The sequence below is a fragment of the Paraburkholderia sp. MM5384-R2 genome, assembly GCF_014201025.1.
Classification (GTDB): Bacteria; Pseudomonadota; Gammaproteobacteria; order Burkholderiales; family Burkholderiaceae; genus Paraburkholderia; species Paraburkholderia tuberum.
On sequence record NZ_JACHDI010000048.1, the window covers coordinates 22,327 to 36,419 of the forward strand.

The window sequence follows — 14,093 nt, forward strand, 5'->3', positions numbered from 1 at the left end:
GACGGAGCAGGGCCGTGACTTCCGGCACTCGCGCTGCGCGGGCCGGTTAAACCGGGCGCGGTGTGTCCATTAAACGAGTTGCATACATATGCGTCAAATGCGAAAAACAATTTCTCATATGCGAAAATAGTTCAAAGGCAACCCAATGAGAGGTGACAGGATGCTGAACGTGCGTGAGCTGGAAGCGTTTCGGGCGTTCATCGAATGCGGGTCAGTGACGCAGGCCGCCGAACGGCTGAACCGGACCCAACCCCAGGTTGGACGGCTACTGACCTCACTTGAAGAATCGGTGGGATTTCGACTGTTCAACCGGATTGGCAAACGACTGCAGGCCACGCCCGAAGGCTGGCGTTTCTATGAGGAAGTGGATCGCGTTATGCGTGAGCTGCAGTCGCTATCGCGCTCAGCGGAACAGATTCGTTCTGGCGTGTCTGATCATTTACGGATACTGGTCGCGCCGCACATCACCAATGCACTTGTATCGCCAGCACTCGCGGCTCTTCAGCGAAGCTCACCTGATCTCACGGCGGAAGTCGCGTCGCGCGTTCGGCTCGACATCGAGACGTGGATCTCGCTGGAGCAGTTCGATATCGGCGTCAGTGTCTTGCCGATCGACAATCCTACGGTGGAAGTGGAACCGTTCCTAACGACGCGCGCCGTAGTCGTTATGGCGCAAGATCACCCGCTCGTGAATCGTCAGGCGATCAAAGTTGCGGACCTGTTTGACTTTGCGCTTGTCGCCACGCACAGTCGATCACTGTTGCGGCAGCAGCTCGAACGTCTGTTCCGCGAACATGCGCAGAAGCCGAACATCCGGTTCGAGGCTACCAACGGACTAACCGCGTGCCAACTGGCGGCTCAAGGGCTGGGCGTGGCGCTCGCCGACCCATTCGTCGCGTTATCCACAGGTGCGCGAAATTTTGCGATTCGACCGTTCGTGTCGGAGATCGAGCTGGAGTACGGCTTCCTTTATCCCATCGGAAGGGCGCGTTCTCCCGCCACTCAGGCTCTTGCAGATGCAATCAGGATCGCCGCCCAGGATGGCATCGCAGAACTCGGGATGCAATAGTCAGTCGATCGGTGCGCATAAGACACGATCGTTTGATCCGCCTGCGCAACCCAAAGATTCGTGGTTTGGCGGACTATTATCGGCATGTCGTGGCAAAGCGCACCTTTAACAAGGTTGCTCATGCGATTTGGCAATGTCTATGGCGTTGGGCGAAGCGCCGACATCCGCAGAAGAACGCGCACTGGGTACGACGGAAGTACGCTCGAACCGTTGGCGCCGGCCAATGGGTCTTTGGTACAGCGACGGACAAAGTGCTCAGCAATGGAAAGCGTGGACTTCTGACGCTGTACGGCATTGTCGGCATGCCGAACCGGCGGCACCGCAAGATCAAGGGTGCCGCGAACCCGTTCGACCCGCAGTGGGAAAGTTATTTCGAAGAGCGGTTAGGCTTCGCGATGATGGACTCGCTCAGGGGCCGGACGCGGCTGATCCGGTTGTGCCTCGATCAGCAACGGTCCTGTCCGGTCTTTCATCAGCAGTACTCCCATACTGACCGGGAGCCTGCTATATGCATACTTGCATGCATATGGTCAGAGTCTCGAACCCAGTTTACGCCGAGCGCAATAATCAGACACTTGAGTTTCGCTGCAACCCGCAAGTATCCATCTCATCCGGGTACGACGGATCGTACTGAAGAGGTAGACGGTACACCGGACCATGCCATCGTGCTAAGCTCGCCGCGTCACGTTTTCAACGCATGCGGTGGATAGGCAGATGAATGACGCTGGTCAGGTTGTGAAATACATATGGGCACGCCTCGACAACCTGTATCTGCGAGCGTCGACTTTGTCGGCGGACGATCGACGGCGAACGTATGAGCTGCTGGTCGATAAGACATCCGGTCGCGGGAAACTTGCTGAACATCTGCACCTGCTCTGTGATTTTGAGCAGTTTGTCATTGCAACTACCGCCTTGTCTACGGCCATGACCGAAGGCGAAGTCAGCGAGATGGGCGACTGGATCCAGTGGTCGTTAACCGACAAACCAACGGATCATTTTGTTCATTCGATGGAAACAGGACGTATTGCGAGATTCTGGATGAGCCCGGTCCTGCGGGCGTGGCCTGGATTCTACCCCGTCATGGTGACGTACTTCTCTGCGCTGTACGACTACGCACGAAAGAGATCAGCGATCAAGGAAATCTGCGAGCTGTTCTGGGAAGCGTCCGAAACGACCTTCTCACATCTTATGTCGCTCGACGCCCGTTACATCACGGGCCCTGAAGTCTGGTTGGGTTGCTCCATGCTGTGCTGGGCTGGCAAGGAGTCGTTCGATCGTGCGAAGGCGTTCACACCTGCCATTGAAGCGCAGGCAGCCCGCACGGAGCTTTCGTCCGCACTTCGTTCGATGTTCGTGCTGGCGCTTGCTACAACGGGCGGACGCTTCAGTACGAAACCGTCCAGGGAGTGGGCGGAGCTTGCCATAACCGAGTTTGATGCGGAATTGTCAAGCATATCCCGTTCGCAGATGTACGCGACGGCGCTGATGGGCGATGGGGGAAGCGCCGAGGCGGAAGTGGTCCTGGAGAAAATGCGTGCTACCCAGGAAGAGCGGCTCAACCATCTCGAGCCAATGCCCCGCGCTCGCCAGGCGGCTCAGACCATGGAGTTCGTCCATCCCTACTTCGTAAGGTGTATGGATCTGGCGGACGCGTCTCTTGTGATTCGCGGCCTGCAAGTGTGGTACCAGCAGACATGGCCGGATGATCCGCTGGACCCTGATACCGTCCTGCTGATGCTACCGTTCGGCAAATCGGGCTCGTCCCTGCTGGTCAATGGGAAGATGCAGGTCATCATGCGGGACACTCAGGCGGCTCTGGAGCGGCTGGCCCACGCGAACAATGCCTTTCTCGGAACCTACTCGACCGTGGCATATGCGGATAACTCCACACTGGAGATACCCGACCGACCGGGTGTTCCCCGCGAATATCAGAGGGACTATCGCGAAGCGCTGCTGGACGCATATTGTCCGGATGGTTTTGAAGTGAACGGCAATCCTGAGGCCCAACTGATGCTGCACACAGAGGGGCACCCGATCCAGGCGATGCAGCTGATCGCATGGGGTCGGACTTGGCCGATTACGTCGTCGTTAGGGCGCCCGCGACCTGACAGGAGGATCAGATCGGTCCTCATATGGGGCGGTGGCACGATTACGGAGCCGATGGAAACGGCGATGGTGCAGCACGCGTTTGAAGTAGCCGGTGCGAAGGTCAAGGTAATGGCGCCGCTCGAATGCGAGCCTGGTGAATTCCTTCGCGAGTACGCCAATCCCGAATACGACCTCATATGGGTCGCGTCTCATGGAGAGTTCAATCACTGGTCTCCGCACCAAGTGACGCTTCATCTGACACCGGAGAAGACTTCGGTCGATCTGCAGGAACTTTGGTCCATGGCCCCAATGACTGCCGGACGACGACTGCTGGTCCTGAATATCTGCGACGGCGCCAGATTCGCGGAGACAGGGCTCCTGCCTCGCATTGGCCTTGCGCCAGGCCTCGCCTCCCCCGCACAAGCGACGATTTCTCATTTGTGGCCGGTTCAGCCCTATCCATCTGCCGCATTCGGCGCATATCTGGCCCACTACCTGTCTTCGGGGGGCGGGTACTTTGATTCATACCTGCAAGCGGTCAGTTCGCTTGCAAAAATGTCGAGCGAGGCGGGTTACGATCTGGAAAAACTCTACGGAAAACGATTCGAACTCATCGAGCGTCTGGCGTGCCGTCAACAGGACTTTACCAACCTCGAGGTATGGGGCTCCGCTGCGTTCTTCCAGTAGACCTCGTGCATCAGATGGAAAAGCGAGAACAGGATGCCTCGGCCTATGGAGATTGAGCAGAGGACGGAGGGAAGCTTGTTTCAAGGGTGTTCCCGGCGGCGTTATCTCTGATAGGCGCATATCACAGTCAGAGAGCAAGGAAATCTGGCTGGTCGTCGGTAACGCATTCTCCCGACACCACTCTGAACAACAAATGCGTCGTGGCAGGCAAGCGGCAGCGAATCACTTCAGGCGTTTCAGCTAATTGATAGCGGCAATCAACCGCTGCAAATAACGATGTCGCACTCAAGATCTTCGTTTCTTCGTAGCAGCCTCGCTGGCTAGCCCATCCGACGGCCAGGGTGCGGAAATAATGGGGATCTGTACATCATCGGTTCCGAATCCTCTCCGGCGCAAAGACGTACCGCGTGCTGAAACGATGATTCACGAAGAGCCAGGTGTCAGCGGCGACGTGGAATTCGATGAAAACGGACGGTTTGAAATTCACATTGATGAAGCGATAGCGCGATGGCGGGATAAATAGTCAATCTGGCTCTGCGACCGCGGCTGACCTCAGTGGCTAATCCGCTGAGAATGCGACAACCACACGGGAAGCAGGAGAATGGAGCGAGGAAAAATAAAGAAGACTGAGGCTCTCGATAAACCGGGCCCCGAAGAAAATGAACCAAGAAAAGTTGGTTCCACGCAGTGAGTTTCACACTGTCAGTTTTTGACGACTTTCAGATCGCCGATGACACCAGGAGTTCAGGCCTTAATTGGCACGTGCGTCGATGTACGCGTGCGTAACGCGTGGCGAAACGGCGGCGTTTCGCGACTGCACGCTGCTATGTACCTTGCCCAGGCCGACGGACTGGCCCGACTGGTTGCACGCTGCAGGGTCAACCGATTTCAATCTGAGTAGCACGTTGACATATGAAAGCTCTCTCGTTGCCCTTCGGGCGGCAAAGCGGGGGCACGGGATCGCGATGGTGACCGTTGCGTTGGTAGCCGCCGAGTTGGCCGCCGGGGAGTTCGTCGCGCCGTACGCGTTGACGCTCGACCAGGGCGATGCCGGTTACTATCTGACGCATTCCCGAAGCAAGCTGACGATGCCCGAGTTTTCTGCCTTTCGTGACTGGTTGTTGTCACAGCAGCGTTCATCCTGACGGTTTGACGCCACCGTTCATTTTCGGCGATCACTTTCCTTGGCAAGCGTGCCACCGCCGGCATAGCTTTGACGTTCTGGTTCGGAGCAGTCGTGCATGTTCCATTTCTTAAGGCAATGGTGACGTTACGACACCGCCTGGAACCGCTTTTATGTTTCGACGGGGCTCAATGCGCTGCGAAGTACGCTCGAGACACTCCCCGAAAACGAGGGGATCGTGCTGGTCGAAGAGATCGGGCTGACGAGTCACATCGGTGATGTGGTGCGAAAGGCCGGCAAGCCAGCCAGGAACATAGTGCGCGACGAGCCCGTCAGCGTCTGACGCTCGTCGTCTCTCCTGGACTGTCGACCAGCAGGTGGTGACTGGCGCGACCGTCGACCGGCTGCGCGGCTACGCTTTCCAGAATCTGTGGTAGTCCGGCCCTTCTGACTTTGGCGGGTGTTCCGGTTCAGTTATCTTGACAGGCGTCGGCATGGGAAAATCAACACCCACCAGAATGGCCTCGCCTTGCCCCAGCGTCGGCAGGAATGCTGCCGCCGAACCGTCCAGATTCCCGCACGCTTTTTCGACAACGTCGCGATCCCGTTCATTAATGAGCCGATGGACGATGAACATACCCATCTGGCTTAGCACATCCTCGGGTACGTCGCGCGGGCGTTGTGTCGCCAGGATTGTCGTCAGACCGTACTTTCGACCCTCCTTGGCAATCAGCCCAAAAGCATCAAGGTGTATGCGGTTGTTTTCGTCGCCCATGTTCCGGTTCAGGAACTGGTGCGCCTCATCCAGCACAACGACCACGGGCATCTTTTCAAAGGCACGTTGACGGGCCATACCGAGCAGATAGCGTCCGATGGCATTGGCCAGCAGCTCACGGGCGTTGTGATCAAACGGCAGGAACTCCATCGAAATCCGGAGAACCCGATTGCCGGATTCGAGAAACGCGTCGATCTGCCCAGTGAGCGACGACTCGAATGCTTCTGGATGGAAGAGACAGCGCAGCGATTTCGAGCGGGTAGTCGAGTAGATCTTCGCGACGAGTGTCTCGCAATAGCCTTTAGTCCGTTCATCGTACCCGCCCCACACGGAATAGTCGGGCTTCGCCAGGGAGCCGCCATTTTCGTAGACGCACTCCTCGAAGATCTGCTTCCCGAGCTGCGAGATCAGGTATCGGGCGCCTTCAGCTTCGACAGTTCCTTCATGGCGGGCCCAGGCCACGTTGAACTCCCGACGGACGGTGCCTGCCTTCTTGATGGTAAGGGGCTCGTTTTCGCCGTTCAGAACGTAGTTGAGCTTGAGGCTGCGCAAGGCTTCGCGCAGCTTGGGGACCTGCGCCCCGGGACTCGGCTGGAAGATAGCGAAAAGATCGGGCTCGGTGAGCTGCCAGTATGGAAAGGCGACGAACTGACGAGGGTCGTCTTTGCTTTCTCGCTCGCCTCCCAGATGGATCGCGTGGACACCCTCCGTGAACGTATGAAATTCTCCCGTCGGATCGATCAGGATGATCTTGCCGCCGATGCGGGCGGCTTCCTGGACTATCCGTGCCACGGTCCAGCTTTTGCCTCCGCCTGTAGCACCAAGCACTGCACAGTGCCTGCCAAACATATGTGCGGGACTGACGTTGACCCGGGTACCCGATTCCTGCGAGATCGTCGCCAGTTCAATGAGCCCGGCGATGCCGGCGTTGTTGCCTTCGACGATGTGTTTGACCAGAAGCGGATGTGCCGAATAGACCTGCTGTCCGATGCGGGGATGAACCGGAATGCCAGAAATCACCTTGCCGGTTGCCAGTTCAAGTGTCGTCAGCAACTGCACGAACCCGATCGGATGCGCGTCGGGGCGCTCACCCAGCACTGGTTCCGCCTTGAGCCGTTCATTGTCCGGCAGCCGCACCTCGGTAATCCTGCCGAGCACGGCAAGTCCTTCGCCCTCGATGAAGACAAACTCACCCACCTGGCCGCCGAGAACTGCGTAGCCTGAATACTGGCGCGCCGAAACGCTTGCTGCAAAAGGCAGATTGATCTTCGCCGCGTCGGGACTCACGTACGACACGGAGCCGACGTATCTGCTCGGATCGAACGGGCTGGTGGACAGGCGCCTGTTCATGCCTTTTCGCCTCGAAGACGCCGGATACGTTCGAGGTGCTGTTCGAGGTCCGTTTCGGCAGCAATGTCGGGCAGGTGGGGCACGATTTCCTCGAACGTCGCGCTGATCAGCGCAAGGCGGGCATCGCCATGCTCGATGAGGTAACGGATCTTCTTCAGGTGCACATTCGTTGCGTCAATTCCCGCTTTTTTTGGATCGTCCGTGCGCGGTCCGAGTCCCGGGTCACATACGGCTACCTTGAGACTGAGGTTCGAGTTGATCGCCGACAGTATCGGCTCCGCAATGTGATTGTCGTTAAAGCCGAAGCCGAGGATCAACAGGCCGGTGTCGGGTTGGCGAAGTGCCGCCTGAAGCGACGACATCATCTCGAAATAGGGTTGCTCGAACGCAAGTTCATATTTTGTGTTGCGGGGATAAATCAGCAGCGGACTGTCGCAGTCAGGCTTTTTCTCGATCTCGTTCGTTGCCGGGTTTCTCATCCAGTCAATCGAACCATGCAGCTTGTAGAGCAGAAAGACGTTCGAGATGAAATCATGGCTATCGGGGTTGCTGTCGCGCCTGACGATGTCGTATGTGAAGTAAAGGCTGTCAAAGACCTGTGGGCTGGCGTGTGAGAAGCCGTCGATCACGACATAGCGTCCCTTGCGCGCAGCGTACTCAAAACACAGATCCTAGTTCGTCGTGAAGAGCTTGCTGCGCATCTTGCGCAGTGAGCGGCGCGACAGTCGACGCAGAAAATCTGCGTGCACGGCTACGTCATCATCGGGCTCGAGGAAACGCACGGCGTCCCGAACCGTCGATTCGGCCGTGTGAATGAACCGGCGGACGGTCTCGCGTTCATCCTGATCAGCTAGGAACTCTGCGGCGATTTTGCAGTGAGAAAGCAGCGCCTCGATATTTCCTTTTCGCTGCTCATCTTCTGGCAGACGTGAAAGCGCAAGAACTCGCTCGAAATCGTCACCGGTCACCTCACGCACTTTCAACCACAGGTCCCACATGGTTGGCGCCAGTCTTTTGCCTTCGACCGGTTTGCGACCTTCTGTGCGTTTTTCCGCATCAACATTCACGTGCAACGATGTCCCGAGGCCTGTGAGAACAACCAGGTTATTGCACCGGAAACAGTCGGACAGACCGCGCTGGATTTCGTCGAGCGCCGGATCTGACACGGGTTCGCCATTCTCGCCGGGTGCCCGTGTCTTTTCCCACTGTCGGGCACTTCGATAAGTGAATACCTGCATTTGGTGGGTTCCGCGCTGATAGTGCCGGCAGTATACGATTTTCGGGTGCGTGCGAGGATACCCGCTGGCTTGGGTGGAGTCGAAAACGGGCGCGTGGTTATGCAGTCCGGATAGACGCCGGGTGGGGGTCCGCCAAAGTGCATCGAATGTGGCCAGCGGAACAGGGCCAAGCGTTGCGACACCCCGTGCGCGCGGGTCGCCATTGCCGACAGACGTGAGCGAAAACGAGTGTCGTCCTGAGCAACGTCGCCTACTGCAACTTCAAGTGGCTAGCGACGCGCCTTGCGCTTGGTGTCCGCCTTTTGCGTCTGAAGCCGGCAGCCAGGTGCACCGGTCTCTGACGAGGTTACTGACCCAGGCGCGGTCAACGTTGCTGAGCCGCGCCAGCTGTGCGGTAATGTCGAGACTGACGTCGACCGCCCGCTGCGAACCGCGCTGCAGCAGGGTCGACACCGGAATCCGGTACAGCTCCGCCAGTGCAATGAGGCGGGGCACGGTAGGGCATCTTCAGATCCCAACCCGGACTGTCACCGGTACGGCCAGATACCCGGATGTGTCGAAAGTGCCCCTTCGACGGATGATAGACTTTGCAACCCGGCACAGCACGGGCCGCCAGACGGTCCGGAATCTGTGACGTCTATCCAGAGAAACTGCAATGGCGAGCAACACGGTGCGGAGCTTTTTACTGCAGGACACGGCGGGCTGGTGCCGCAGGGCGACGCTGCACGTCAGGCGGTCGATGCTCTGCGCGGCTATGCGTATCAGGTGACGGCCGCAGCGCTTGCCTGGCTGGACATCGACGCACAGGGCCGGCTGTTTCTGGAAGTTGCGGAAGATTACGCAGTGGTCGCCCGTGGCGCCCTTGAAGCAGTCCAGGTCAGGGACACTAAAATCTCGGGATCGATCACGCTCAACACGGCTGGCGTGCGGGATGCGATTGCCAGTTTTGTATCGTTGAGGGAGCGTAACCCGACGGCGGATGTCCGATTACGCTACCTCACGACTTCAGAGATCGGGACCGAACGGTCAACCGGCGACCGGCCTGGCGGGATGGCCGGTCTCGCGTACTGGCGCCAGGCTGCAACGGGCTCTGATGTCGCGCCGCTGCGGTCGATCCTGGAGAACGACGGCTTTGCGCTGCCAGTGCAAGAGTTCGTGAAGGCCAGGAATGACGAAGCCGTCCGCAGCGATCTGCTGCGCAGGATTCACTGGGATTGCGGCAAGCCGGACCTTGCTGCGCTGCGCCTGGAATTCGAGGAGCGGCTTGTTCTGATTGGCCGCGATGTATTCAGACTTCCCGCGCCCGAATCGAAACGCCTTGCCGACGTACTTATCTATCGTGTACTGCAAAGGAGCATTGCGATCAGGGCGGACGATCGCGTTCTGACGCGCTCCGGTCTTTATGCAGCGGTGGATGAGGCTACCCGGATCTTCGTGCCGCGCGCGACTGCCGACCTGATGACGCTGCTCGCCTCTGGTCTTGCCAATTCGCTATTTGGACATCAGGGCGCAGGCCTCCACGTCGCCCTGGCTGAACCGGGCTGGATTGTCGACGGCAGTGCGCTACCCTCCGGACGGCGCATGGTCCCCCGTACAGCGATCGAGTCCGCCGTGACTGACCTGATCCGTCGGCGAGGCGCCAGTTTCATTGTCGGCGCCAGCGGCCTTGGAAAGTCCTCGATTGCACAGGTCGTGGCGAGAAGCCTGGCAGACAGCTTCGTGGTCGTGGAGTTCCGGGGTGTTGACGCGCACGAGACGCGGAGTCGACTGGATGCACTGGTCTCGCGCATTGGGGCCCTTCAGGCGCGGACGATTATCCTGGACGATCTGAACGGATTTAACGACGCACTCGTGGCTTCGTCGCTCGCGATTCTTTTGGAGGCGTTACGAAGGCGCGATCTCGCCGTGATAGTGACGTGCTATTTCGCACCGACGGCGACGTCCCTTTTCAAGGCCGGGCTCGATCCGGATTGCCGGATCGACTGCCCGTACTTTACGGCGGAAGAAACAGCGGATCTGGTCACGGTTTACGGCGGTGATCCCAAACTATGGGGGCGTCTGGCTTATGTCGCCGGTGCTTTCGGGCACCCACAACTGGTCCACGCATTCGTATCAGGGATGGCGGCGCGCGGCTGGCCGGCCAGTGCGATCGGGGAGTTTCTTGCCAGTGGTCTTGCGTCGGACGACGTCGAGGCAGTGCGGGAAGCCGCGAGGCGGGCACTGGTTTCGGCACTCCCGGAAAACGCGCGAACGCTGCTTTATCGGCTCAGTCTGGCAACAGGCCGCTTCGACCGTGCCATGGCGCTGGCTATCGCACATGTGCCGGCGCCCGTCGCGCAGGCGGGAGAAAGTCTGGATGCGCTGGTCGGGCCTTGGCTGGAGATCACCGGTCGACGGCAATATCGCGTTTCTCCACTGGCGGCCGGTTCCGGACGGGATGCGCTCTCGCCCGTGGAGCAGACCCGCATCCATAGCCAGATTGCGACGCAACTGACGGCCGGCGGCACCATCAATGCCGGCGATGCGGATTCGATCCTGATACACGCGATGGGCGGGAAGAACGCGGGTGTCCTGTTCATCCTCTCACACAGCATCCTGACTGCCGATGAACGCACACTGACGTTTCTCGCGGATAACCTGCAGGCACTGAGGCTACTGCGTACTGACAGGCCGATTTTTCCAGAACATGCCCGTGTGTCGGGTATGTTGCGGCTTGCGCAGTTCAAGATCCTTGCCGCCGCGCGGGACTTCGAAAGGGCCGGGGCGTGCGCGTCCGCTCTCTTTTCCGAGGCCGGACGGCAGCCAGATGACGAATCGGGGCGTGCTTTCGGGGTGGTAGCGTACGCTGTCGTGCTCGGGACGATGTCCGTTGCACAGTACGTCGACAACTGGCTTGCTCTCCTTCAGGCGTTTGAGAAAGCAACAAGTGGCGACGAACTCCTGAGCCGTCTGCGCCACAACTTCGAACAGGGTAACGACCGGTCTGCAGACGTGTTCGCGGTCCTCTTTACCATTGGTACGGCAGGTCTGTCGAGCGTGGCCCGGCTCGAGCGCCTCATCGGGCAACTCGACGACATCGACCCCGGGCGCCGTTCGCACTATCTGCTGGGTATCACGGACGTTGTTCCCGACTGGTCGGTGTTTGTCAGCGGACCATGGACGCTGGAGCGTCAACGTGGTGTGCTGGACGCAGTCGACGCGGCCGGGCGGTACCTGCGGATGGCGTCTACGACCGCTTCGTGGGGCCTCAGATCCCTGACCGCGCAATGCTGGATAGCCCGGGCCGTCATGTTTGATGAGTACCTCAACGATAGTGGCGGCGCGCTGGATGTGCTGGATGAAGCGGTCCGGACGCTGGGCGAGGACGTGCTGCTGTCCCGCGTCCGGGCCAGGGTGTACTCGCGCCGGCAGGACCACTCGCGCTCCCTGGAGATCCTTCGGGAGATCGGGGACGAAGTGGCGCGTGACAATCCTGTCGAGCGCGCTAACGCATTGCGGGAGGCAGCGATCAGCGCAGCGCATTGCGGCGAGTGGGCGTTGGCCGAGACCTGGTTCCTGGAGAGCAGGCAGGCTGCGGCGCAGGTCGAACTTCCCGACATGGCGGTCATGGCGATGGGTCTGGGCGCGGACGCGGCAGTGGCAGCCCTGCACCGTGGTGCGCTCGAGCAGGCGCTCACAGGCCTGCGTGATGCGCTGACTGCGCTGGCAACCCTCGATCCAGCCTCATCGCTTCGCGCCCTGTATTGCCACCATGTTGTCCGTCACGCTGTCCTGTGGGCGCATTCCTGCGTAGAAGGAAGCGGGATCGAGATCGACGGCGAGCCGATCCGGGTGGTGCCCGGGTGTTGTAGCAATCCCGAACCGCCGCAGGCGATTGCGGGGCGCCCACTTGCCCCGATCGACCTTGCCTGGTATATGCTTGCCGAGACCGAAATGTCGGGCGGCATCAACGCCGGCATCACCGATCGCCTGAATGTACTGCTCGTTGACGGTCCGATCCCCCCGCTGGAAATCAGCCTGCGTACAAAGCGGTTGACGCATGACATGGCGCGTATGAATGTGAGTACCACTTTCGCGCGGCATCTGTGGGATTACATTGAGGCGAGGGTGTACGCGACGCAAAAGAAGGCCGAAATCATGGCGACCTTCGATATGCACAAGCCTGTACGCGGAACGGTACCGGCGTTACCACGAAGTGATGTTTCCCGTCCGGTTGTAGCTGGGCTCTCAAACGATGTAGTCCTCGCCTATTGCATTCGCGCTGCCTGCTCGCACGAATCGGAGGTGCTCGCAGACCTGAAGGCGACACTGGATGCAGAGTTCGGTGGCGGGCTCGCGCAGGCAGTGCTTTCACGCGTCAGCGCAACGCCTGACCGACCCCGTGCATCATCGTCTGACGAAGCGCTGATCATTGAAGCCGGCTGGTTCGTGACGGGCGCAAGACCGACGCCGAAAGCATACTGCATCGCGGGCATACGTTTTTTTCTGTACACGGCACGGTCTTACTTTCGCAACTTCCTCATCCGCACGATTGCGTCCTGGCAGCGTGAGGCGTGGACGCGGATCATTGTGTCGGAACGATTCCGCCTTTCTTGCCCCGAAAGGACCGTGCCGGACATTGCGATGTCATTGTCGATGGCCGACGATGACGAAGGCTTCCTGGCTGCACTGCTTCCCGCGGTTGCCGATGCGACGTCGATCACGCTGCCGCAGGATCTCCTCGAACATTTCCGCCTGCTTGCTGCGAAATCTGCGACGTGACGCACCTTTGCGGGAGCATACAAGACGTCCGCGCATCGCGAGGGGCGGTTTCCGGATGAAGCCGGCCGGGGGGCGAACTCGCGTGGAAAAAAAGAGCATTGCGCTTGCATTGAAGGCGGACGCGACGAACGGCGTGCGTTACCGGATGATAGTGGCACCGCAAGGCCGCCGGAACGCGGCAACCGGGAAGGACGCCGGAAAGGAACTGACACCGACCGTGGCCCTGGACGTTGATAATCGTGACACCGGCCAAACGCGAGTCTCGTGTGACTCAAGACGTGGCCTCATGATCGTGCATCGAGGATGACCATGCCCGTTTACTTCATCGCTGAAAACGAGAACGAAGATCACGAATCCCTGCGTGTAAAAATCGGCCGTAGCCGGAATATTCGGGCCCGGCTTCGCGCCCTGCAGACGGGCAGCCCCTATGAACTGAAGCTGATGGGCTGGATCGACAGCGACAGTGATCATCTGCTGGAGTTACACCTTCACGAACAGTACGCCGCACATCATGCTCATCTCGAATGGTTCACGCTTCGTCCCGGGCAGGTTCTCGACACGTTGAAGTCACATGGCGTCTGCGCGTACATTGCGACAGAAGGCAACGCCTTCGAGATCCTGTCTCGCGAGAGGGACGGCGTGCCGGAATATGCCGGCGCATGGAAGTGGTCAGGCGTTGAAGACGCCGACTTCTGCCCGAAGTGCGGTTGTGGTTGTGGGCTGCAATACAACGACAATTACGCTAGCGAGCGCTGCCTGAAGTGCGGAATCATCTACGAATACGAGGAAGGTGGCGACCCGGATGACGACTTTTGAGACAGGCGAACGGCCCCGTATGAGGGGATGCTCGTCCACGTCCGTGCACGGTTCGCGGCGCGCGATTTTTCACGGACTTCAGGCATTGCGTTAAGGCAATGCTGATCAAGTCCACCATTCATGACTGTCATGCGTTATAGCGTGGACATGCAACGGTAAAAGCAAAAACAATGAAGCAACTGACAC

Annotated in this window: 9 protein-coding genes; 6 read left to right on the plus strand and 3 right to left on the minus strand. The window is 59.3% G+C overall.

The genetic code is table 11. The features are described 5' to 3' along the window. The first annotated feature begins 160 nt into the window (after positions 1-160). The 4 genes from HDG37_RS37055 to HDG37_RS37070 all read left to right on the plus strand — a co-directional run bounded on the left by HDG37_RS37055 (position 161) and on the right by HDG37_RS37070 (position 4,989). Positions 161-1,069, plus strand: a complete 909-nt coding sequence (locus HDG37_RS37055; RefSeq protein WP_184056318.1) for a LysR family transcriptional regulator — start codon at positions 161-163, stop codon at positions 1,067-1,069. Positions 1,070-1,080: 11 nt separating this feature from the next. Continuing rightward, positions 1,081-1,779: a group II intron maturase-specific domain-containing protein gene (locus tag HDG37_RS40520; protein WP_409260270.1), complete on the plus strand. Its 699-nt coding sequence runs from the start codon at positions 1,081-1,083 to the stop codon at positions 1,777-1,779. 4 nt (positions 1,780-1,783) lie between these two features. Then, positions 1,784-3,844, plus strand: coding sequence for a CHAT domain-containing protein (locus HDG37_RS37065; protein WP_184056321.1), 2,061 nt, complete (start codon positions 1,784-1,786; stop codon positions 3,842-3,844). 770 nt (positions 3,845-4,614) lie between these two features. Next, on the plus strand, positions 4,615-4,989 hold the full coding sequence (locus HDG37_RS37070; protein ID WP_260335251.1) for a LysR substrate-binding domain-containing protein: 375 nt from the start codon (positions 4,615-4,617) through the stop codon (positions 4,987-4,989). 390 nt (positions 4,990-5,379) lie between these two features. Here HDG37_RS37070 and HDG37_RS37080 read toward each other — a convergent pair whose 3' ends face one another. Genes HDG37_RS37080 through HDG37_RS39890 form a run of 3 tightly spaced genes read right to left on the minus strand, consistent with a single transcriptional unit; the run spans position 5,380 to position 8,330 of the window. Continuing rightward, positions 5,380-7,092, minus strand: coding sequence for an ATP-binding protein (locus tag HDG37_RS37080; protein ID WP_184056325.1), 1,713 nt, complete (start codon positions 7,090-7,092; stop codon positions 5,380-5,382). Next, complete coding sequence (locus HDG37_RS39885) at positions 7,089-7,721, minus strand: SIR2 family protein (RefSeq protein ID WP_311541883.1); 633 nt, start codon at positions 7,719-7,721, stop codon at positions 7,089-7,091. The genes HDG37_RS37080 and HDG37_RS39885 overlap by 4 nt, the downstream gene beginning before the upstream one ends. 42 nt (positions 7,722-7,763) lie before the next feature. Beyond that, positions 7,764-8,330 (minus strand): glycosyltransferase, encoded by a 567-nt coding sequence (locus HDG37_RS39890; RefSeq protein WP_260335252.1) that lies wholly within the window; start codon positions 8,328-8,330, stop codon positions 7,764-7,766. A 630-nt stretch (positions 8,331-8,960) separates the two neighbouring features. On the opposite strand from HDG37_RS39890, the gene HDG37_RS37090 reads away from it, so the two are divergent. Further along, complete coding sequence (locus HDG37_RS37090; RefSeq protein WP_311541885.1) at positions 8,961-13,091, plus strand: hypothetical protein; 4,131 nt, start codon at positions 8,961-8,963, stop codon at positions 13,089-13,091. Positions 13,092-13,400: 309 nt separating this feature from the next. Continuing rightward, positions 13,401-13,907 carry a GIY-YIG nuclease family protein gene (locus tag HDG37_RS37095; protein WP_184056327.1) on the plus strand — a complete coding sequence of 169 codons (507 nt, stop codon included), beginning with the start codon at positions 13,401-13,403 and terminating at the stop codon, positions 13,905-13,907. The last annotated feature ends 186 nt before the right edge of the window (positions 13,908-14,093 follow it).

Bases quoted from the DNA above. Each gene is read 5' to 3' on its own strand.
- HDG37_RS37055 (WP_184056318.1), top strand. From the start codon at position 161: ATGCTGAACGTGCGTGAGCTGGAAGCGTTTCGGGCGTTCATCGAATGC.
- HDG37_RS37065 (WP_184056321.1), top strand. From the start codon at position 1,784: ATGAATGACGCTGGTCAGGTTGTGAAATACATATGGGCACGCCTCGAC.
- HDG37_RS37070 (WP_260335251.1), top strand. From the start codon at position 4,615: ATGTACGCGTGCGTAACGCGTGGCGAAACGGCGGCGTTTCGCGACTGC.
- HDG37_RS37080 (WP_184056325.1), bottom strand. From the start codon at position 7,092: ATGAACAGGCGCCTGTCCACCAGCCCGTTCGATCCGAGCAGATACGTC.
- HDG37_RS39890 (WP_260335252.1), bottom strand. From the start codon at position 8,330: ATGCAGGTATTCACTTATCGAAGTGCCCGACAGTGGGAAAAGACACGG.
- HDG37_RS37095 (WP_184056327.1), top strand. From the start codon at position 13,401: ATGCCCGTTTACTTCATCGCTGAAAACGAGAACGAAGATCACGAATCC.